An 18902-nucleotide genomic window follows, 5' to 3' on the forward strand; every position below is an offset into this window, starting at 1 on the left:
TCCCCTCCCGTCACTTGATTTCGACCTTGGCGCCGGCCCCTTCGAGCTGGGCCTTGAGCTTGGCGGCCTCGTCCTTCGACACGCCTTCCTTGACGGCCTTCGGCGCGGCTTCGACGAGATCCTTGGCTTCCTTGAGGCCGAGCGCGGTGATCGCCCGGACTTCCTTGATGACGTTGATCTTGTTCGCACCGGCGTCCGTGAGGACCACGTCGAACTCGGTCTTCTCTTCAACCACGGCAGCAGCCGCACCACCGCCAGCCGCGACGGCGACCGGAGCAGCGGCGGAGACGCCCCACTTCTCTTCAAGCAGCTTCGACAGCTCGGCCGCCTCGAGGACGGTGAGCGTCGAGAGTTCGTCTACGATTTTCGACAGATCGGCCATTTTACTTTGATCCTTAGTTTTAGGTTCGAACCTTGTGTGACTTGTGAGACCGGCCTACGCCGCCTCGCCCTTTTTGGCATACGCCCCGACCACGCGAGCGACTGCGCCCGCCGGTGCCGAGAGGACCTGCGCGATCCGGGTAGCCGGCGTCTGAATCATGCCGACGATCTTCCCGCGCAGTTCATCGAGCGACGGCAGCGCGGCGAGAGCCTTGATGCCGTCGGGGTTGAGATTGGTCTTGCCGATCGCCCCGCCGAGAATGACTAGCTTCTCGTTGGTCTTGGCGAAGTCGGTAGAGACCTTGGCCGCGGCCACCGGATCCTTCGAAAATGCGATCACGGTCGGACCCTTGAACAGGTCCGCAATATGGCCGACGTCCGTGCCTTCAAGAGCGCGCTTGACGAGGCGGTTTTTCGCGACTTTCACACCGCCGCCTGCCGCCCGCATCTTCCCGCGAAGGGAAGTCATCTCGGCGACAGTCAGACCGGTGTATTGAGCAACCACGACCGTCCCGGTGTCCTTGAACACCTGGTTCAGCGTCGCGATCGTCTCGCTTTTTTCCGCTCTCTCCATGCCTCTCTCCATTGGGCAGCCCGTATGAGGGACCGCCGGTTGCGTTTGCCGCCCGCGATAATCTGCGGACGACGCTTCCGTGCCTGTCCCCCAGCCGGCGCCGAACTAGGCGCCGTTGGGCCAAGAGGTTCGAACCGGAATTGCTCCCGGCTACCCCCGTCTATTGCAGGCAAATCGCATTAAGCCGGATGCCCGGCGCCTGCAGTCTCGGACAGGAATCGAGTGTCGGAAGGATCAACCTCCGCCACCCAGACTCCACCGGACTTGCGTCTGGTGGAGGCCTACCCCGCCGGTGTTACCCGGCGGGAACCTGATACCGACCGCCCCGCTTACGCGGTCGCGATCGTCGTCGGATCGACCTTCACTCCCGGACCCATGGTCGAGGAGATGGCGACCCGCTGCACGAATGTTCCCTTGGCGCCGGCCGGGCGCGACTTCTGCACCGCGTCGGTGAACGCCTTGACGTTGGCGACCAGCGCCTTCTCGTCGAAGCTCGCCTTGCCGATGCCGGCCTGGATGATCCCCGCCTTCTCGGCGCGGAACTCGACCGCGCCGCCCTTGGCGTCACGCACCGCCGACGCAACGTCGTTGGTGACAGTGCCGACCTTCGGGTTCGGCATCAGGCCGCGCGGGCCGAGCACCTTACCGAGACGGCCGACCAGCGGCATCATGTCGGGCGTGGCGATGCACTTGTCGAAATCGATCGTGCCGCCCTGCACCTTCTCGACGAGGTCCTCGGCGCCGACGACATCGGCTCCCGCCTTCTTCGCCTCTTCCGCCTTGGCACCGCGCGCGAACACCGCGACGCGCTGCGTACGGCCGGTGCCCGACGGCAGCGAGACGACGCCGCGGACCATCTGGTCCGAATGGCGCGGGTCGATGCCGAGGTTCATCGCGATCTCGACGGTCTCGTCGAACTTCGCCTTGGCGCGCTCCTTGACCATCTTCACGGCCTCGCTGAGCGTGTAGAGCTTCTCGCGATCCACGCCTTCCAGAGCCGTCTTGTTTCTCTTGCCGATTGCCATGGCGCTTACTCCGTCACCGTGAGGCCCATGGAACGGGCCGAGCCTTCGACCATCCGCATCGCCGCCTCGACCGAGGTGGCGTTGAGGTCCTTGAGCTTCTTCGTCGCGATGTCGCGCACCTGCGTCTTGGTGATCGAGCCGGCCGTGCCGCGGCCGGGTGTCTGGCTGCCCTTCGGGATCGCCGCGGCCTTCTTCAGGAAGAAGGACACCGGCGGCGTCTTCATTTTGAAGGTGAAGGATTTGTCCTGGTAGTAGGTGATCTCCACCGGGATCGGCGAACCCTTCTCCATTTCCTGCGACTGGGCGTTGAACGCCTTGCAGAATTCCATGATGTTGATGCCGCGCTGACCGAGCGCGGGACCGATCGGCGGCGACGGGTTGGCCGCGCCGGCGGGTACCTGAAGCTTCAAATACCCGGCAACTTTCTTTGCCATGTCACTTCCTTTCGCGACGCCAGCGAACTAATCGCCGGCAAGGACGCCGTGGTTCGGTTCAGTCAGCGTTGGCAAACACTGCCTCGCCTTCCACAGCCACTGACGAACAGAGCGAGGAGCTAGAGCTTCTCGACCTGCCCGTATTCCAGTTCGCCACCGTTTCGCTTCGCGAAACGGGGCACTTTTTCATGCGAAGAATGGTCGAACTCGAATGACCACCGTCGCTAAAGCTTCTCCACCTGGCCGTATTCGAGTTCGACCGGAGTTGCCCGGCCGAAAATCGAAACCGCCACCTTGAGGCGGGCACGGACTTCGTCGACTTCCTCGACCAGTCCGTTGAAGGAAGCGAACGGACCGTCCGCCACCCGAACCTGTTCGCCGATCTCGAAGGAGACCGACGGCTTGGGACGCTCCACGCCTTCCTGCACCTGTTGCAGGATGCGGCTCGCCTCCGCTTCCGAAATCGCCATCGGCTTGTTGTCGGCGCCGAGGAAGCCGGTGACCTTCGGTGTGTTCTTGATGAGGTGATAGGCCTCATCCGTCATCGTCATCTTCACCAGCACGTAGCCGGGAAAGAACTTGCGCTCTGCATCGACCTTGCGGCCGCGGCGCACCTCGACCACCTTTTCGGTCGGCACGAGGATTTCATCGAACAGGTCCGCAAGCCCGGTCTGCTGGGCCTTCTCACGGATCGAGTCGGCGACCTTGCGCTCGAAATTCGAATAGGCGTGGACGATGTACCACTTCTTTTCCATTAGACCCGCTGCCGCCCCTTAGCCCGTCGTGCCGCTGCCAAGGCCCAAAAGGAACTTCACCGCGTAGCTGATGACCTGGTCGGCGGTCAGAAAGAAGATCGCCGCCAGGAACGCCATTGCGATCACCATGACCGTGGAAACCGCCGTCTCGCGCCGGCTCGGCCAGACGACCTTGCCCGCTTCCGCCCGCACCTGCTGGAGGAATTGAAGAGGATTGGTTCTTTCGGCCATGTACCGCTCATAACTGATCGACGCGCGAACCTATTGGCTCGCGCGTCGGGCGCTTAGGGAAGGCTACATAAGGCCTTTGGAAAGGATTCTCAAGCCCGATAACCCGGGAAAAAGCACGCCGTCAAGCGCTATTTGTGGCCATTCAGAGGCACCCATGCCGCAAGGCAGCATTTCAGCCGTAAAACAGCGCTGGCAGGGGCAGTAGGGCTCGAACCTACGGCCTGCGGTTTTGGAGACCGCCGCTCTACCAACTGAGCTATACCCCTAGCGCTGGCGTCGAGATAACAAGCGGCCCCTCCGACCGCAAGCGCTCGCGCGCTAATCCTCGATCGAAACTACGGTCCCCGACCCGACCGAGCGTCCACCCTCGGTCACGTCGAACGTGTCGCCGACCAGCAGCGCCACCGGGTCCTCGAGCTCCACCGGCACCGTCGCCTTGCCGCCAGGCGCCAGAGTGGCATCGCCCAGCTTCAGCGTCGCGCTGACGCTCGCCGTAAATATCGCGAGCAGCGGCCGGTATCCGTCGGCTACCGGCGTCGAGCGCCCGCCCTCGGCGGCGAGCGTGATCTCCGCGGTGACGTGCGTATGCGCCGTCACCGAACCCGGCGCCGCGATGACGCGCCCGCGCTCGATCGTGTCCTGGTCGACGCCGCGGAGCAGCACCCCGACGTCGTCGCCGGCCTTCGCGCTATCGACGTTGGCGGCATGGATCTGCAACTGCAGCACGGTCGCCTTGATCGGCGCCCCCGCTCCGCCGACGACCTCGACCGCATCGCCGGTGTGGATTTCCCCGCGCACCACAGTGCCGAGGGCCACCGTCCCCATCCCCGAAATCGGGAAGACATCGGCGACCGGCAGGAACAAGGCGTCGTCCGCCCGCGCCATGCCCGTCAAAGCGACGACCGCACCGGTAACCAGCACGGCCCGGCGCATAAACGCGAAAATCATCAGATCCCCCGGATTGTTATTGTTGGAGCGGGTGAAGGGAATCGAACCCTCGTCATCAGCTTGGAAGGCTGTTGCTCTACCATTGAGCTACACCCGCGAACCAAGAACCACTGTACAGGATCGGCGTGTCCGGCCGAAAGGGCGTGGCTGCGCCACGCGTAGCCCGAAGGGCGAAGCGTGGTGGGAGAGGTAGGACTCGAACCTACGAAGGCGTAAGCCAGCGGATTTACAGTCCGCCCCCTTTGCCACTCGGGACACTCTCCCCCTTGGAGCGGCCGGAGCCGCCCGAAAAAGGTCGGCGTCTTATGGCGACGGGCCTGTTTGCTGTCAACGCGCCGCGTATCTATAGAAGCGTGATGCCGGCACCTCCTTCCCATACCGCGGCCGAAACCGCGCTGCGGCGCTACGCCCTGTCGCTTCCCGAGGCGTCGGAGCAGTTTCCGTGGGGCGAGCGCGTCATCAAGGTGCGCGGCAAGATCTTCGTGTTCCTCGGGCTGGTCGAGGATCAGCTCCGCGTCGGCGTGAAGCTGCCGCTGTCGTCCGAGATGGCGCTGACGCTCCCCTACGTCGAGCCGACCGGCTATGGACTGGGACGGAGCGGCTGGATAACCGCACAGATACCATCCGGCCAGAAGCCCAACACCGATCTCCTCAAGACCTGGATCGCGCAAAGCTACCGCGCCATCGCCCCGAAGAAGCTCGCCGCGCTGGTGATCGCCAAGGTGAACCCATGACCCGCCACAACACCCCCCAGGAGCGCCAGGAGCGCCAGCAGCAGCGCATCGCCGAGCAGAAGCGGCTGGCGACGCTGCATCCGGCCGAGCGCCGGCCGGACTCGCTGTGGATCTACGGCATCCATGCCGTCGCCGCCGCGCTCAACAATCCGCGTCGCAAGATCAACCGCATCCTCGCGACGCCCAATGCCGTCGCCCGTGTCGCCGAAGCCGGCGCCGCGCTGCCCTTCGCGCCGGAGGACGCGCACCCGCGCGATCTCGACCGCCTGCTTGGCACCGATGCCGTCCACCAGGGCATCGCGCTCGAGGTCGCCGCGCTGCCGGCGCTCGGCCTCGACGCCATCGCCGCGGCAAAGCTGATCGTCGTCCTCGATCAGGTCACCGACCCGCACAATGTCGGCGCGATCCTGCGCTCCGCCGTCGCCTTCGCCGCCGACGCCATCGTCACCACCGGCCGCCACGCCGCGGCCGAAAGCGGCACGCTCGCCAAGGCCGCCTCGGGCGCGCTCGACCAGATCAAATGGATCGAGGTGCAGAATCTCGCCCGCGCGCTGGAGGAGATCGGCCGCATGGGCTTCACCCGCGTCGGCCTCGACAGCGACGCGGAAGCGAACATCGAGACCGCGTTCACGGGCCCGCGCATTGCGCTGGTGCTCGGCGCCGAAGGCAAGGGCCTCCGCCGGCTGACGCAGGAAACCTGCGACGTGGTCGCGAGCCTCAAGGTCCCGGGCGCCATCACCAGCCTCAACGTCTCGAACGCCGCCGCGCTGGCGCTCTATCTCGCCAGCCGGCATCTCAACGCCGGCGCCTGATGCCTGGGTGAGATCGAGACTCGCGGCGGGGATACCTGCCGCGCGGTTGCCCGAGCGCGGGATGATGAACCAGCCGCGCACGCCCTTTCCGGAGCTATGCCGCGCTGCTAAAGCGAAACCGCGCGCGAGACTCGGGCCGGATTAGCTCAGCGGTAGAGCAGCGGTTTTGTAAACCGAAGGTCGGGGGTTCAATCCCCTCATCCGGCACCACTGCCACCCCACGGCGCCGCGCCCCTCCGCCACCATGGCGAGCACATGCCGTAGTTGCAGTGCAACATTCCACCCCACTGGCAATTCACGCTATCGTGAAAATTGACGACCATGCCGATCATAAGCCAGGCAGCCCTGACTCGGCGCGGTTTGAGTAGAATCCTCCGAATTTGCTTCAGGCCCGGTTAGAAAACCCCGGCGCCTAGTGGTTGTACGCGAGCAATGACGCATCCGTCCCTGCGGTTCCGTTGTGTGCTGCGCTGCAACCAAAAGAGGAAACCCATGACACGGATTCTAGTTCTGACTGCGGTGTGCGCCGGCTTGATGATGAGCGCCGCCATCGTTCCTGCGGGTGCCGCGGAGGTCAACGTGCTGGGCATCGGCATCGGCGCCAACACCACGTCCAGCGGCGGCGCCAACGTCTCCGTCGGCGTCGGCGGGACCAACGTCGGCGCCACGGTCGGCGGCGGCAGCAACCTCGCCTCGGTCAACACCAACGCCACCGGCACCAACACGACCGTCGGCGTCGGCACGAACAGCGGCCCGCTGATCGCCTCGACCACCAATCCGGACGGCACGTCGGCCAACGTCAATCTGGGCGGGCTCGGGCTGGGCGGCACGGGCGGCAACGGTGGCCTCAGCATCGACCTCGGCGGTCTGCTCAATGGCGGAGCCGGCAATGGCGGCGGCGGTGGCAACGGTGGCGCTGGCGGTAACGGCAGCGGCAACGGTGGTGGTGGCGGCAACGGCGGCGGCGCGACCGCGGCTCAGATCCAGGTCGCGTTCAACGGCCTCGGCTCGGGCGAACAGCAGCAGCTCCGCCTGCGCTGCTCGTCGATCCTGAGCTCGCCGGGCGCCTTCGACACGGACCTTGTGGCGCTCTGCCGCATGATCGCGAAGCTCGGCAACTAATTTAAGCGACGGACCTCTGTCGAGCACGGGAACCCGGCGGATCTCCCCCGCCGGGTTTCTTTTTACGCAAAATCCGGCGGTGCGATTCCGGCGGCTCGACAGGCGGCCGTGAGCGTATTCGCCATCAACATCGCGATGGTCATGGGCCCGACGCCGCCCGGCACCGGCGTGATCGCGCCGGCGACCTCCACGGCCTCGGCGAAGGCAACGTCACCGGAGAGCCGCGTCTTGCCCGGCCCCTTCTCCGGCGCCGGCAACCGCGTCACACCAACGTCGATGACGACCGCGCCCGGCTTTATCCAGTCGCCGCGGATCATCTCCGCCCTGCCCGCCGCCGCCACGACGATGTCGCCGCCGCGTACGACGCCCGCGAGATCGCGCGTCTTGGAATGCGCCACCGTCACCGTGCAGTTGGCATCGAGCAGCAACTGCGCCATCGGCCGTCCGACCAGCGCCGAGCGCCCGACGACGACCGCGTTTTTCCCCGCCAGCCCATCCGGCACCGACCGCCGGATCAGGATCAGGCATCCCGCCGGCGTGCACGGCACCATGCCGCCGCCGATGCCGGCGGCGAGGCGCCCGACGTTGATCGGATGCAGACCATCGACATCCTTCGCCGGGCTGATCGCCTCGACGACCCTAACGCGGTCGATCTGCGCCGGCACCGGAAACTGCACCAGGATGCCGTGGATCGCCGGGTCGCGGTTGAGCTTCTCGATCAGCGCCAGCAACTCCACCTCGCCCGTCGCAGCGGCGAGCGTGTGCTGCACGGAGCGGAAGCCGAGCTCTTCTGCCTTCCTGCCCTTGGCACCGACGTAAATCTCGCTTGCCGGATCGTTGCCGACCAGCACCACGGCGAGGCCCGGCACGATCCCGGCTTCCGCCTTCAGCCGCCGCGCCTGGTCGGCGACCCGTGCCGTGACCTCCGCGGCGATCGCGCGCCCATCGATCAGCCGCGCCGTCATCAGGAGAAAACCACGGTGCGGCTATCGTTGATCAGCACGCGATGCTCGAGATGGAAGCGCACCGCGCGCGCCAGCACGGTCGCCTCGATGTCGCGCCCGGCGGCGATCATCTCCTCCTCCGCCATCGCGTGATCGACGCGCCCGACGTCCTGCTCGATGATCGGCCCGGCGTCGAGCTCCGGCGTGACGTAGTGCGCCGTGGCGCCGATCAGCTTCACGCCGCGCTGCCGCGCCTGCTGGTAGGGTCGCGCGCCGATGAAGCTCGGCAGGAACGAGTGGTGGATGTTGATCGCCGACACGTGACGCGACGCCAGCCGCGCAATCATCGTCGGCGAGAAAACCTGCATGTAGCGGGCGAGCACGATCAGCTCGACCTTCTCGTCGTCGATCAGCGCCAAGAGCTTTGCTTCCTGCTTCGCCTTGGTCTCGGCCGTCACCGGCATATGGAAATAGCGGATGCCCTCCGCCTCGACCCGCCGCCGCATGGCGTCATGGTTGGATACGACGCCGGTCAGCTCCATCGGCAGGTGGCCGATTGAGTTGCGGTAGAGCAGATCGTTGAGGCAGTGGCCGAACTTGGAGACCAGGATGAGGACGCGCGGCTTCACCGTCAGGTCGTGCAGCGTCCACTGAAAATTGAACCCGGTCGCGACCGGCATGAAGCCGTCGCTGAACGATTTCACGGTGACGTCGTTCGGCGCCGAGAACGAGACGCGCATGAAGAAACGCTCCGTCTCCGGGTCGCCGTACTGCGCGCTCTCGACGATGTTGCAGCCCTGCGACGCGATGCTGTTCGCCACCGCCGCGACGATGCCGCGCCGGTCGCCGCAGGAAAGCGTCAGGACAAATCGTGCCGGCTCGGCCACCATCGGGAAGGGACTCGTGCGCTCGCGGGATCAAAGGCCGCGTGACCGATAGCGAACGCCCGCCCTTGCCGCAACCGCGGCGTTTGGCCGTGGTTAGGGGATGATCGCAAATTGGAATTCCGCGCGCGCGCGTGGTACTGCCTGCCGCCTCATTGCGGGAGCGCGTAAATGGCGGGCGGGCGGCTCAAGAACGCGTCCATTGCTTTCATTTCGAGCGGTGTCGACGAAGCGCGCGCCGCGCAGGCGCGCCTCATCGCCCGCTACGGCGGCGTCGCGCCCGAGCAGGCCGACGTCATCGTCGCGCTCGGCGGCGACGGCTTCATGCTGCAGACGCTGCACGCCTTCATGAACACCGGCAAGCCGATCTACGGCATGAACTGCGGCACCATCGGCTTCCTGATGAACGACCTCACCGAGGACAACGTCCCCGCCCGCATCGCCGCGGCCAGCGAGAGCGTCATCCATCCCCTCGTGATGGCGGCGCTGGACGCCACGGGCGCCACGCAGACCGCCTACGCCATCAACGAAGTCTCGCTGCTCCGCCAGTCCTACCAGGCGGCGAAGCTCACGATCACCATCGACGGCCACACGCGGCTGGAGGATCTCATCTGCGACGGCCTGCTGGTCGCGACGCCCGCCGGCAGCACGGCGTATAATCTCTCGGCGCACGGCCCGATCCTGCCGATCTACGCGCCCCTCCTCGCGCTCACTCCGATCAGCGCCTTCCGCCCACGCACGTGGCGCGGCGCGCTGCTCCCCGATCACGTCACGGTCAAGATCACGGCGCTGGAAACGGAGAAGCGCCCGATCAATGCGGTCGCCGACAACGTCGAGTTCAAGTCGGTGGTCGAGGTGACCATCCACCAGGATCGCACCGCGCAAAGCGTGATCCTGTTCGATCCCGATCACTCGTGGGACGAACGCATCCTCACCGAGCAGTTCAAGTATTAAGCCGCCACCGCCGCCTTGGCGAAATCGCGCGCCGCTTCGCGCGCCTGGTCGGCGGCGAAGCGCCGGAGCATCGTCGTCAGGTCGTTCATCTCGCCGTCGGTGATGTCGGCGTAGCGCGCGATCACCGCATCGACCATCTGCATCGTGAAGCGGTACTTGTCGGTCGGCCCGCCCTCGCCCGCCGCCTTCCGCCACGTGTCGAGCGCGGCCGCGAATGCGTCGAACGCCAGCGGCGGCAATCCGGCCTTGGCGTAGGCGGCGCGCAGTCCGGAAACGCGGCCGGCGCGCACCAGACTGGAAATGCGATGCTGCGGCGCGCCCGACAGCGACGCCAGCGCCGTCTCGAAGAATGCGACGTTGCCGGCGCACACGGCGCGCAAGAGCAGCGCCGTCGTGAGCTGCCCGGTGACGCGCAGATGCTCGACCAGCGCCGACAGTTCCTCCGTCTCGGTCTCCGCCGCGATGGCGACGGTGGCGCGGTCGCAGGCTTCGCGCGTCACCACCTTCGCCCGCGGCTCCTGCACCCAGGCCTTGCGCACGATCAGCGCGCCGAGCTGGTCGCCGACGGCGCGGATGATGCGCTGGTGGACGTCGGCCGGCAGGTCCTTCCGCCCGAGCAGCGCATCGCGCACCTCGAAATCTTCGCCGAACCGCTCCGCCATGCGCCGGAAGCTGATGCGCGCGATCGCTGCGCCGGGATTGGCGAGCAGCGTCAGGCACGCCTCGCGGTCGCCGACCTCGGCGATGGCCGCGGCAACGGCATTGGAAAGCACCGGCCGCTTCGCGATGGCGATCTGCAGCCGCCCGGCGACGGCTGCGGCGATGTCGACCAGCTCCGCGTCGATGAACAGCGGCGAGCGCGACAATACGAGTTCCGCGACGTCGGCCTGGTCGGCGGCGAGCGTCACGATGACGTGGCGCGGCGCCTTGTCGCTGGAGCCGAGAGAATCGGCGAGCGCCAGGCGGACGTCGGAAGACGTGTCGTCGAGCAGCAGCGTCAGCGCCGCTTCCATCGCGCTCCGCGTCTCGTCGTCGACGTCGGCATAAAGGTAGGCGCGGGCGAGCGCGTGCGCCGCTTCCGCCCGCCGCGGCGCCGGCGCCGTTTCGATCCAGATGAGGAATTCGCGAACGATCATGCGGCGGATACTGCCGCCCGAATCTTTAACGATCCGTTCACCATGAAAAGCGGTGGAAATCCGGCCTAAGTCGGCGCCTTCCACTCGCTGACGACATCGCCGAGCGCCGGCCGCGGCCGGTCGGTGAACGGCACCGTCGACTTGCCGATGTGGATGAAGCCGACGAACCGCTCGCCCGGCTGAAGGCCGAGAATGCGCCCAGCCTCCTCGTCGTAGGCGACCCAGCCGGTCGTCCACTGCGCGGCGTAGCTCAGCGCGTGGGCCGCCAGCTCCAGGTTGAAGGCGGCGTTCCCGGCAGAGAGAAGTTGCTCGAATTCCGGAATCTTGGGGTGCGCCGCCGCCCGGCTGACCACCGCCACTACCAGCGGCGCCCGCGCGAAGCGCGCCCGTTCCTCCTCGATCTGCTTCTCGTCCGCCGCCGGATTGCGCGTAGCGAACAGCTTCGCCAGCGCCTCGCCGGCCTTCCGCCGCTCGTCGCCCTTGAACAGGATGAAACGCCACGGCGTCAGCTTGCCGTGGTCGGGCACGCGTGCCGCGATGGTCAGCATCTCGGTCAGTTCCGCGTCTGTCGGCCCCGGGCCGGCGAGAAACTGGGCGGAGATGGATTTGCGGGTCTTGAGCAGGTCGAGCGCGTCGGTCATGGCGCGGACTGTGGCCGATTTCGCCGGGAAAGCAAATCGACCAATGCGCGCAGTATGGGCCTTGAATTCGCCACGGAAACGCGGACTCTGCCTCACGTGAAACCCGGGGAAACCGACACGATTCCGCGCCGCTGGCGCCTGCTGGTTGCAGGCGGCATTTGCGCCGTCGGCCTTGCCCTGCCCGCGCTCGCTCAGCCGGTCGAGGTGCCGCTGCCGCGGCTTGCCCCCGACAAGGGCGCCGCGGCCGACACCACCGATGCCCCGGCGATCCCGCTCCTCTCCGCCGCCGCCGCGACCAAGGGCGCCACGCCGCCCGCCGACAGCGGAGACGACAGCGGCGACGCGATCGACTCGGGCGATTCCGGCGACGGCACCGACGACATCGGCGCCGGCAGCGGTGACGACCTCGACGCGGTCCCCGACGTCGCGCCCGATGCGCAACCCGACGTCGGCCCGCCCTCCGACATCCGCCCCGGCTCGTTCACGCTCGAGGCGCGGCTCGCCCCCAAGGGCCCGCCGCTCGGCGATGGCGTCAAGTGGCGCATCTTCGGCGACACGCCCGGCCCCGACGGCCACCTCCAGCTTCTCGGCGAGGCCGACGGCGGCATCGTCTACTTCGGCCTCAACCCGGGCACTTACTATGTGCACGCCGCCTACGGCCGCGCCGGAGCGACACGCAAGATTTCGGTCAACGGCCGCACCGGCGGCGAGGTCGTGGTGCTGAACGCCGGCGGCGTGCGCCTGATGGCCAACAACAACAAGGACCAGCCGCTGCACCAGGCGAGGTCACCTTTGACATCTACGCCCCCGACGAGGCGGGCTCGGAGGAACGCTTCCTGCTGGTCCCCAACGCCCCGCCCGGCCATGTCATCAGCCTCAACGCCGGCGTCTACCACGTCGTCTCGAAATTTGGCGAGGCGAACGCCATCGTGCGCGCCGACATCAAGATCGACCCCGGCAAGCTGACCGAGGCGACGGTGTTCCAGAAGGCAGCGCGCATGACGTTGAAGCTGGTCGAGCAGCACGGCGGCGAGGCGCTGGCCGACACCGCGTGGACGGTGCAGACCAACGGCGGCACCAACGTCGTGCAAAGCGTCGGCGCCTTCCCGACGGTGATCCTCGCTGAAGGCGACTACACCGCGCTCGCCAAGCACGAAGGCAAGACATTCGAAAAGAAATTCAGCGTCGAGGCGGGCAGCGATCGCGACGTCGAGGTATTGGCACAGTAGCGGCTCCGCCTCGCGCATTCCCCGTCGTGCACCGTTCGCATCCCCTCCGCTTTCCCCGCGAAAGCGGAGATCGAGGTGCGTCATCCTTGCCTGCCGTGCGTGCTCTGACTCCTGGATCCCCGCTTTCGCGGGGATGAGCGGAGTGGAGGATACGGCTCCGCGTTCTCGCGATGCATTCGCATCCGAGTCCTGATCCTTCCTCATTTCCTCTCCGAAAATCCGAGGGGTGGCGGGCGCCCGGCTGGTGCCGAGCGGGTAGTCCGCGTTTGTGGGCGCCATCCGGGCGCCCGCCGCGGCCGTTGTCGAAGCCGGCCGGCACTTCGGTCCATCGCGGCTAGCTCCCCGACGTAGCTTTGGGGAAGCGCCTCTCCGGCGTGCCGGCGGGGCCTCAACGCGACGAACTCAAGCCCGAGGTGGGCGGGACGGTCGTAGTGCCGACGGACCAGCCACGCTTCGCCCCGCGACCCGGTTGCGTAACCGGAGCCGGCAGGGAACCGCATCCCCGCTCCGCGACCACGAACGCCTCGAGTTGCGCCCTCGGGTGAGCGGGGATGGGCATATTGTCGGGGAGGTTTGGGTCGCGGGGATAACTTATTTTCGCGGAGACAGGCGCCTAGCCATTGGCGTCATCTCTCCCTCGGGACCAACATGCGGTCGGACTCGTGGAGAGACACCCCTCCCCAAAACCGCTTTGCGGTTTTGGCCCTCCCGCAAGGGGAGGGCTCAGCTTGCTGCACGACCCGGACTCCGCTTGAACCCTCCCCTTGCGGGAGGGTCAAAACGCCGGAGGCGTTTTGGGGAGGGGTGTGCCTCCTCCCCGCGGCCTACGCCGCCTTCGCCTCGGCTGCCTCGCGCTTGACGTCCGGCGCTTCGGCTTCCTGCTGCAGGGCCGCGACCGCGTCGGCGAGCAACATCGACTTCTGGTCCTGCGATCCGAGCCGGCGAATGTTGACGGAAGACTCCTCCGCCTCACGCCGGCCGCATACCAGGATCACCGGCACCTTCTGCAGCGAGTGCTCGCGCACCTTGTAGTTGATCTTCTCGTTGCGGAGGTCGGTCTCGACGCGCAGCCCCGCCCGGGTCAGTTCCGCCGCGACGCGTCTGGCGTAGTCGTCGGCGTCCTGCGTGATCGTCGCGACGACGACCTGCACCGGCGCGAACCACAGCGGGAAATGCCCGGCGTAATTTTCCATCAGCACGCCGAGGAAGCGCTCCATCGAGCCGCAAATGGCGCGATGGACCATGAGCGGCGTCTTCTTCGAGCCGTCGGCGTCGATGTAGAAGGCGCCGAAGCGGCCGGGCATGTTGAAATCGACCTGCGTCGTGCCGCACTGCCAGTCGCGGCCGATGGCGTCGCGCAGCACGTACTCGAACTTCGGCCCGTAGAAGGCGCCCTCGCCCGGGTTGATGCCGGTCTTCACCTTGCCGCCCGACTGCGCCTCGATCGTCTTCAGCACGTTGAGCATGATGGCTTCCGCCTCGTCCCAGGCGGAGTCCGAGCCGACGCGCTTCTCCGGCCGCGTCGACAGCTTCACGACGACCTCGCTGAAGCCGAAGTCGGCGTAGGTCGACAGGATCAGGTCGTTGATCTTCAGGCACTCCGCCGCGAGCTGCTCCTCGGTGCAGAAGATGTGCGCGTCGTCCTGCGTGAAGCCGCGCACGCGCAGCAACCCGTGCAGCGCGCCCGACGGTTCGTAGCGATGCACGGCGCCGAACTCGGCGAAGCGCAGCGGCAGGTCGCGGTAAGATTTCAGCCCGTGCTTGAATATCTGGATGTGGCCCGGGCAGTTCATCGGCTTCAACACGTAGAGGCGATCGTTGTCGTCGATCTCGTCGCCGGCCGGCTGCACCTTGAACATGTTTTCGCGGAAGGTGCCCCAGTGGCCGGACGTCTCCCACAGCACCTTGTCGAGCATCTGCGGCGCGTTGACTTCCTGGTAGTCGGCGCGCAGCCGCCGGCGCATGTACGCGATCAGCGCCTGGAACATCGTCCAGCCCTTCGGGTGCCAGAAGACGACGCCCGGCCCCTCCTCCTGGAAATGGAAGAGGTCCATCTCGCGGCCGAGCCGGCGATGGTCGCGCTTCTCCGCCTCCTCGAGCATGGTGAGGTAGCGCTTCAGCTCCTCCTCGCTCTGCCAGGCGGTGCCGTAGATGCGCGTGAGCTGCGGGTTGCGCGCGTCGCCGCGCCAGTAGGCGCCGGCGACCTTCATCAATCTGAACGCCTGCCCGATCTGCCCCGTCGAGGCCATGTGCGGCCCGCGGCAGAGATCGAACCAGTCGCCCTGCTTGTAGATCTTGATCTGCTGGTCGGCGGGAATCGCATCGACCAGCTCGACCTTGAACATCTCGCCCTTGTCGGCGAACACCTGCTTGGCGTCGTCGCGCGACCACACTTCCTTGGTGAAGGGCAGATTGCGCTGCACGATCTCGCGCATCTTGGCTTCGATCTTCGGCAGGTCGTCGGTGGTGAACGGCTCGTTGCGGAAGAAGTCGTAGTAGAAACCGTTCTCGATCACCGGACCGATGGTCACCTGCGTGCCGGGATAGAGCTCCTGCACCGCCTCGGCCATGACGTGCGCCGCATCGTGGCGGATGAGCTCCAGCGCGCGCGGATCGTCGCGCGTCACGATCTCGATCTTCGCGTCTTTCTGGATCGGGTCGGAAAGGTCGGCGACGGTCCCGTCGAGCGCCATCGCCACCGCCTTCTTGGCGAGCGACTTGGAGATGCCCTCGGCGACATCCCTGCCGGTGATGCCGGCCGGAAATTCGCGAACGGAATTGTCGGGGAAGGTCAGGTGGATCATCGTTCTCTCCTGCTCACTCCCACGTACGAGCGCGGGTAAGCTTCGGGGTGACTCAGTTAGCGTCGTCGCGCAAACCACGTCAACAGTCAAGCACGCGGTTCTACGTGAAAGGTCTTTCAGATGAGCGAAACCTCAAACGGCAGCAAAGGCTTTAACCAGCCTTGTTTCTTCAACGGAAAAGTCCTGCCAGAACGCGCCCACGCCTATTTCAATATTCAGAAACAGCACGCTCGACTGCAAGATCGAGAAATTGAATTCTCAGCTCTCTGTTTCGGCTCGCAAATAGTCGGGTCAATTACCTCGTCGTCGGGTTTCGACAACCTGCTCCACGCTTCAACGGTGGCGAATCTCGTCTTACGCAACATCGTCGATCGACTTAGTTTTGCAAATTTCTGTGGTTACGACGTGGAAGTCACGAGCATCATATCTGGTGAAGAAAGCGAGATCCTTGGTGTCTTCGAACCGGTGTTTTTCGATACGCCGGAACAGCAAGCAGCGTTCACACGGAAAGAGCTTCCATTTTTCTCGCCGGTCCAATTCACGCCCGCCCATCCGCGACTGGACCACGCCTTGAGATGCTTCAATCACGGTCTTCGTGACCGGGCCCTCACAACATTCTTCTGCTTCCTCGCAATTGAGACGGTAGCGAGAATGATTTGCGAGGTAGTGCGAGGGGTGGAAGTTCCACGTGTCCAGGAAGCTGAATGGCTACTGTTTCGAGAATCTCTTCAAGTACGTCGTGAGACTATCGACGACGATGTGAAGAAGCTCTCCGATCATTTTCGACACGGCGATTTTGTAAACACCAGTTGGCCGGAACGAAAAAAGGCCATGTCTCTGACGTGGAATGTGATTGCCAGAGCGATGCAAGTTCTAACTACAGGCCAGTCTTTGAGCGCCGAGGTGTTTCCGCCCCTGTAAACTTCAGACGTCCAGCCGCGTATCCGGGTGAATGTGGTCGCCGGTCCAGTGCCCGTAGCGCCACGGCCGATACCACGCGGCGTCCGTCGGCAAAGTCTCCGGCACCGGATCGAAGCCCGACGCGCCGAACGGCCCGCAGCGCTGCAGCCGCGCCAGCCCGATCCACGAGCCGCGCCACAGCCCGTATTTCGCGATCGCCTCCTCCGTGTACTCCGAGCACGTCGGCAGATAGCGGCACGAGCGCCCGATCAGCGGCGACAGGAACAGCCGGTAAAGCCTGATCGCGCCGATGCCGAGAAGGCCGGGCACGCGCGTGAGGGAGAGATCGCTCATCGCCCCTATGTAGGTGCCCGAACGGCGTCCCGGCAATCTGTCACAGAAACCGGCTACAGCGACGCAGCGTCGGCGCAGTGCCCGCGTGCCCTAACCGAAAATTCACCACTCGGGCACAGGCTCTGGACCGTCGTCGTGGGGTCGTCAGGGGCATCCGAGGCCAAGGGAATAAATCGTATGGCCAGCTTCATCCAGCACTACCTCGACTACCGCCGCGTCGGTATCGGCCGCCTTGCCGCCATCCGCTTTGCGTGGGCCGTCGTATCGACGCGCTCGCGTCCGATGCAGATCCGCTAGTTGCCGGTCGCCGCTCGCGCGATCGTCGCCATGCCGGTTTCGATCGTCTTGAGCACGGTCTGGCTCTTGTAGCCGAGCCCGTGCCGGCGCCCGATCCAGTGCGGATCGTTGTAGGTCAGCCAGACCTCGCCGTTCTCGTCCTCCCACGCCAGCGGCCCGCATCGGCAGGTCGAGTCCCGCCGCCTGTTCGTCTTCCATCAGGATGGTGCCGTTGACCGGGTTGCCGAACATCAGCAGCTCGGTCGGCCGCAACGTCATGCCGACCTTGGCGGCGTTGGCGGCATGATCGATGCGCAGGAACACCTCGAGGCCGACCTTCGCGACCGCCTCGCAGAGCGCGTCGATCGTGTCATGCACCGACCGCCGGCTGACCAGCGTAACCAGTCCGTCTTCCACGTGTGGACCCCCGAACCCTAGACCGCGCGCTTCGCCTCGATCTGACTTATCGCGTCGACCACCGCATCGAAGGTCAGCATGGTCGAGGCATGCCGCGCCCTGTAGTCGCGCACCGGCTCCAGAAACTGAAGCTCGGCGAAACGTCCCTCCGGCGGCGGCCCGTTTTCTTTCAGCATCTTCCGCATCGCCTCGCGCACGGCGCGAAGCTCCGCCGCGTTCGCCCCGACCACGTGCCGCGCCATGATCGACGACGACGCCTGCCCGAGCGCGCAGGCCCTGACATCATGCGAGAAGTCGGTGACGATATCGCCGTCCATCTTGAGATCGACGGTGACGGTCGATCCGCAGAGGCGGGAGTGCGCGCTCGCTGTGGCGTCCGGCGCGTCGAGCCGCCCCAGCCGCGGGATCGTCCCAGCGAACTCCAGAATCTGCCTGTTGTAGATGTCGTCGAGCATGGCCCGAATATAGCAAGCATCGCGCCCGCGGCCATCGCCGGACGGGATAACCGCGCCAACTATAGGATTTGGAAAGCTTTTTTAAGCCCTGTCACACTACTGACAGAGGGCGGCTTCCAAGCGGCTAGCCTCTGCCTATATAAGCCAGCACATTATCTCAGCGTCGGTCGCGCAAACGGGGAATCCGATGGAAGCCGTCTTCAAGAAGCCAGTCGCCGTCGCACCGGCGCGGCACATCGAGCGCCCGAGCCGCGAGGAGGCCGAAAAGGCCGTCCGCACGCTGATCGCCTGGGCCGGCGACAATCCCGATCGCGACGGCCTCAAGGACACGCCGAAGCGCGTCACCGAGGCCTACGGCGAATTCTTCTCCGGCTACGAGCAGTCGGCCGAGGTGCCGCTCGAGCGCACCTTCGAGGACATCGGCGTCTACGACGACATGGTGCTCGTCCGCGACATTCCGTTCTTCTCGCACTGCGAGCACCACATGGTGCCCTTCGTCGGCAAGGCGCACGTCGCCTACTACCCGACCGACAACAAGGTCGTCGGCCTGTCGAAGCTCGCCCGCGTCGTCGAGGTCTTCGCCCACCGCCTGCAGACGCAGGAGCGGCTGACCTCGGAAGTCGTATCGGCCATCGACGAGACGCTGAAGCCGCGCGGCATCGCCGTGATGATCGAAGCCGAGCACCAGTGCATGACGCTGCGCGGCGTCAAGGCGCATGGCGCGAGCACCGTGACGACGCAGTTCACCGGCGCCTCCGCGACGACCCGGCGGAGCAGATGCGGTTCGTGACGCTGGTCAAGGGCGGGCATTCCGGGGCGTAGCCCGGTCGCTCTTTCCTGCCGTCGCTTTTCCCCGCGCTCCGCTCCTTCCTCCACCAACTGTCATCCTTCG

General features: G+C 65.9%; 22 protein-coding genes, 4 tRNA genes and 1 pseudogene. 9 read left to right on the top strand and 18 right to left on the bottom strand.

Annotated features, from left to right (window positions below):
* Window positions 1-10: 10 nt before the first annotated feature.
* The 10 genes from rplL to WDM94_11375 all read right to left on the bottom strand — a co-directional run bounded on the left by rplL (window position 11) and on the right by WDM94_11375 (window position 4612).
* Window positions 11-382, bottom strand: coding sequence for a 50S ribosomal protein L7/L12 (rplL, locus tag WDM94_11330; GenBank protein ID MEJ0013194.1), 372 nt, complete (start codon window positions 380-382; stop codon window positions 11-13).
* 54 nt (window positions 383-436) lie between these two features.
* Window positions 437-955 carry a 50S ribosomal protein L10 gene (rplJ, locus tag WDM94_11335; protein MEJ0013195.1) on the bottom strand — a complete coding sequence of 173 codons (519 nt, stop codon included), beginning with the start codon at window positions 953-955 and terminating at the stop codon, window positions 437-439.
* Between the two features lie 329 nt (window positions 956-1284).
* Entirely contained in the window at window positions 1285-1980 is a 696-nt protein-coding gene (gene rplA, locus WDM94_11340; protein ID MEJ0013196.1) for a 50S ribosomal protein L1, read from the bottom strand.
* Between the two features lie 5 nt (window positions 1981-1985).
* Window positions 1986-2414: a 50S ribosomal protein L11 gene (rplK, locus tag WDM94_11345; protein MEJ0013197.1), complete on the bottom strand. Its 429-nt coding sequence runs from the start codon at window positions 2412-2414 to the stop codon at window positions 1986-1988.
* A 224-nt stretch (window positions 2415-2638) separates the two neighbouring features.
* Complete coding sequence (nusG, locus tag WDM94_11350; GenBank protein MEJ0013198.1) at window positions 2639-3169, bottom strand: transcription termination/antitermination protein NusG; 531 nt, start codon at window positions 3167-3169, stop codon at window positions 2639-2641.
* Between the two features lie 18 nt (window positions 3170-3187).
* Entirely contained in the window at window positions 3188-3400 is a 213-nt protein-coding gene (gene secE / locus WDM94_11355) for a preprotein translocase subunit SecE (GenBank protein MEJ0013199.1), read from the bottom strand.
* A gap of 190 nt (window positions 3401-3590) precedes the next feature.
* Window positions 3591-3666 (bottom strand) — tRNA-Trp (locus WDM94_11360).
* Window positions 3667-3718: 52 nt separating this feature from the next.
* Complete coding sequence (locus WDM94_11365) at window positions 3719-4348, bottom strand: EF-Tu/IF-2/RF-3 family GTPase (GenBank protein MEJ0013200.1); 630 nt, start codon at window positions 4346-4348, stop codon at window positions 3719-3721.
* 23 nt (window positions 4349-4371) lie between these two features.
* A tRNA-Gly gene (locus WDM94_11370) sits at window positions 4372-4445 on the bottom strand.
* An 81-nt stretch (window positions 4446-4526) separates the two neighbouring features.
* A tRNA-Tyr gene (locus tag WDM94_11375) sits at window positions 4527-4612 on the bottom strand.
* A 41-nt stretch (window positions 4613-4653) separates the two neighbouring features.
* On the opposite strand from WDM94_11375, the gene WDM94_11380 reads away from it, so the two are divergent.
* From WDM94_11380 to WDM94_11395, 4 genes are all read left to right on the top strand, one after another.
* The gene (locus tag WDM94_11380; protein ID MEJ0013201.1) at window positions 4654-5082 is read left to right on the top strand and encodes an MmcQ/YjbR family DNA-binding protein; all 429 of its coding nucleotides are present in this window, start codon (window positions 4654-4656) and stop codon (window positions 5080-5082) included.
* Entirely contained in the window at window positions 5079-5894 is an 816-nt protein-coding gene (gene rlmB, locus WDM94_11385; GenBank protein ID MEJ0013202.1) for a 23S rRNA (guanosine(2251)-2'-O)-methyltransferase RlmB, read from the top strand. The genes WDM94_11380 and rlmB overlap by 4 nt, the downstream gene beginning before the upstream one ends.
* Before the next feature lie 135 nt (window positions 5895-6029).
* Window positions 6030-6104: transfer RNA gene (locus tag WDM94_11390), tRNA-Thr, on the top strand.
* A gap of 282 nt (window positions 6105-6386) precedes the next feature.
* Window positions 6387-7016: a hypothetical protein gene (locus WDM94_11395; protein MEJ0013203.1), complete on the top strand. Its 630-nt coding sequence runs from the start codon at window positions 6387-6389 to the stop codon at window positions 7014-7016.
* 62 nt (window positions 7017-7078) lie between these two features.
* Here WDM94_11395 and folD read toward each other — a convergent pair whose 3' ends face one another.
* Window positions 7079-7981: a bifunctional methylenetetrahydrofolate dehydrogenase/methenyltetrahydrofolate cyclohydrolase FolD gene (gene folD, locus WDM94_11400; protein ID MEJ0013204.1), complete on the bottom strand. Its 903-nt coding sequence runs from the start codon at window positions 7979-7981 to the stop codon at window positions 7079-7081.
* Window positions 7981-8850 (bottom strand): formyltetrahydrofolate deformylase, encoded by an 870-nt coding sequence (gene purU / locus WDM94_11405; protein ID MEJ0013205.1) that lies wholly within the window; start codon window positions 8848-8850, stop codon window positions 7981-7983. The genes folD and purU overlap by 1 nt, the downstream gene beginning before the upstream one ends.
* A 165-nt stretch (window positions 8851-9015) precedes the next feature.
* On the opposite strand from purU, the gene WDM94_11410 reads away from it, so the two are divergent.
* Window positions 9016-9798, top strand: a complete 783-nt coding sequence (locus tag WDM94_11410; GenBank protein ID MEJ0013206.1) for an NAD kinase — start codon at window positions 9016-9018, stop codon at window positions 9796-9798.
* Here the strand turns inward: WDM94_11410 and WDM94_11415 are convergent.
* Window positions 9795-10934 (bottom strand): DUF2336 domain-containing protein, encoded by a 1140-nt coding sequence (locus tag WDM94_11415; GenBank protein ID MEJ0013207.1) that lies wholly within the window; start codon window positions 10932-10934, stop codon window positions 9795-9797. The genes WDM94_11410 and WDM94_11415 overlap by 4 nt on opposite strands.
* A 65-nt stretch (window positions 10935-10999) precedes the next feature.
* A complete protein-coding gene (locus WDM94_11420; protein MEJ0013208.1) occupies window positions 11000-11575 on the bottom strand; it encodes a nitroreductase in 576 nt (191 codons plus the stop codon).
* 96 nt (window positions 11576-11671) lie between these two features.
* On the opposite strand from WDM94_11420, the gene WDM94_11425 reads away from it, so the two are divergent.
* Window positions 11672-12541, top strand: coding sequence for a hypothetical protein (locus WDM94_11425; protein ID MEJ0013209.1), 870 nt, complete (start codon window positions 11672-11674; stop codon window positions 12539-12541).
* Window positions 12505-12804, top strand: coding sequence for a hypothetical protein (locus WDM94_11430; protein MEJ0013210.1), 300 nt, complete (start codon window positions 12505-12507; stop codon window positions 12802-12804). Before WDM94_11425 ends, WDM94_11430 begins: the two co-directional genes overlap by 37 nt.
* Window positions 12805-13628: 824 nt before the next feature.
* On the opposite strand, the gene thrS is transcribed toward WDM94_11430, so the two are convergent.
* Entirely contained in the window at window positions 13629-15608 is a 1980-nt protein-coding gene (gene thrS, locus WDM94_11435; protein MEJ0013211.1) for a threonine--tRNA ligase, read from the bottom strand.
* A gap of 120 nt (window positions 15609-15728) precedes the next feature.
* On the opposite strand from thrS, the gene WDM94_11440 reads away from it, so the two are divergent.
* Window positions 15729-16529: a hypothetical protein gene (locus tag WDM94_11440; GenBank protein MEJ0013212.1), complete on the top strand. Its 801-nt coding sequence runs from the start codon at window positions 15729-15731 to the stop codon at window positions 16527-16529.
* 3 nt (window positions 16530-16532) lie between these two features.
* On the opposite strand, the gene yidD is transcribed toward WDM94_11440, so the two are convergent.
* The 3 genes from yidD to WDM94_11455 all read right to left on the bottom strand — a co-directional run bounded on the left by yidD (window position 16533) and on the right by WDM94_11455 (window position 18010).
* Window positions 16533-16862, bottom strand: coding sequence for a membrane protein insertion efficiency factor YidD (gene yidD / locus WDM94_11445; GenBank protein MEJ0013213.1), 330 nt, complete (start codon window positions 16860-16862; stop codon window positions 16533-16535).
* Between the two features lie 144 nt (window positions 16863-17006).
* Complete coding sequence (locus tag WDM94_11450; GenBank protein MEJ0013214.1) at window positions 17007-17555, bottom strand: DUF302 domain-containing protein; 549 nt, start codon at window positions 17553-17555, stop codon at window positions 17007-17009.
* Window positions 17556-17572: 17 nt separating this feature from the next.
* Entirely contained in the window at window positions 17573-18010 is a 438-nt protein-coding gene (locus WDM94_11455; GenBank protein ID MEJ0013215.1) for an iron-sulfur cluster assembly scaffold protein, read from the bottom strand.
* A 187-nt stretch (window positions 18011-18197) separates the two neighbouring features.
* On the opposite strand from WDM94_11455, the pseudogene folE reads away from it, so the two are divergent.
* Window positions 18198-18832, top strand: a pseudogene (folE, locus tag WDM94_11460) (GTP cyclohydrolase I FolE).
* The last annotated feature ends 70 nt before the right edge of the window (window positions 18833-18902 follow it).

This window comes from Bauldia sp., from assembly GCA_037200845.1.
In the GTDB taxonomy this organism is placed as follows: domain Bacteria; phylum Pseudomonadota; class Alphaproteobacteria; order Rhizobiales; family Kaistiaceae; genus DASZQY01.

Excerpts from the sequence above, each read along its gene's own strand:
- rplL (MEJ0013194.1), bottom strand. The coding sequence starts at position 382 with ATGGCCGATCTGTCGAAAATCGTAGACGAACTCTCGACGCTCACCGTC.
- thrS (MEJ0013211.1), bottom strand. The coding sequence starts at position 15,608 with ATGATCCACCTGACCTTCCCCGACAATTCCGTTCGCGAATTTCCGGCC.
- rplA (MEJ0013196.1), bottom strand. The coding sequence starts at position 1,980 with ATGGCAATCGGCAAGAGAAACAAGACGGCTCTGGAAGGCGTGGATCGC.
- yidD (MEJ0013213.1), bottom strand. The coding sequence starts at position 16,862 with ATGAGCGATCTCTCCCTCACGCGCGTGCCCGGCCTTCTCGGCATCGGC.
- folD (MEJ0013204.1), bottom strand. The coding sequence starts at position 7,981 with ATGACGGCGCGGCTGATCGATGGGCGCGCGATCGCCGCGGAGGTCACG.
- secE (MEJ0013199.1), bottom strand. The coding sequence starts at position 3,400 with ATGGCCGAAAGAACCAATCCTCTTCAATTCCTCCAGCAGGTGCGGGCG.
- rplK (MEJ0013197.1), bottom strand. The coding sequence starts at position 2,414 with ATGGCAAAGAAAGTTGCCGGGTATTTGAAGCTTCAGGTACCCGCCGGC.
- WDM94_11410 (MEJ0013206.1), top strand. The coding sequence starts at position 9,016 with ATGGCGGGCGGGCGGCTCAAGAACGCGTCCATTGCTTTCATTTCGAGC.
- WDM94_11365 (MEJ0013200.1), bottom strand. The coding sequence starts at position 4,348 with ATGATTTTCGCGTTTATGCGCCGGGCCGTGCTGGTTACCGGTGCGGTC.
- WDM94_11420 (MEJ0013208.1), bottom strand. The coding sequence starts at position 11,575 with ATGACCGACGCGCTCGACCTGCTCAAGACCCGCAAATCCATCTCCGCC.
- WDM94_11440 (MEJ0013212.1), top strand. The coding sequence starts at position 15,729 with ATGAGCGAAACCTCAAACGGCAGCAAAGGCTTTAACCAGCCTTGTTTC.
- WDM94_11415 (MEJ0013207.1), bottom strand. The coding sequence starts at position 10,934 with ATGATCGTTCGCGAATTCCTCATCTGGATCGAAACGGCGCCGGCGCCG.
- purU (MEJ0013205.1), bottom strand. The coding sequence starts at position 8,850 with ATGGTGGCCGAGCCGGCACGATTTGTCCTGACGCTTTCCTGCGGCGAC.
- WDM94_11380 (MEJ0013201.1), top strand. The coding sequence starts at position 4,654 with ATGGCGACGGGCCTGTTTGCTGTCAACGCGCCGCGTATCTATAGAAGC.
- WDM94_11455 (MEJ0013215.1), bottom strand. The coding sequence starts at position 18,010 with ATGCTCGACGACATCTACAACAGGCAGATTCTGGAGTTCGCTGGGACG.
- rlmB (MEJ0013202.1), top strand. The coding sequence starts at position 5,079 with ATGACCCGCCACAACACCCCCCAGGAGCGCCAGGAGCGCCAGCAGCAG.
- rplJ (MEJ0013195.1), bottom strand. The coding sequence starts at position 955 with ATGGAGAGAGCGGAAAAAAGCGAGACGATCGCGACGCTGAACCAGGTG.
- WDM94_11395 (MEJ0013203.1), top strand. The coding sequence starts at position 6,387 with ATGACACGGATTCTAGTTCTGACTGCGGTGTGCGCCGGCTTGATGATG.
- nusG (MEJ0013198.1), bottom strand. The coding sequence starts at position 3,169 with ATGGAAAAGAAGTGGTACATCGTCCACGCCTATTCGAATTTCGAGCGC.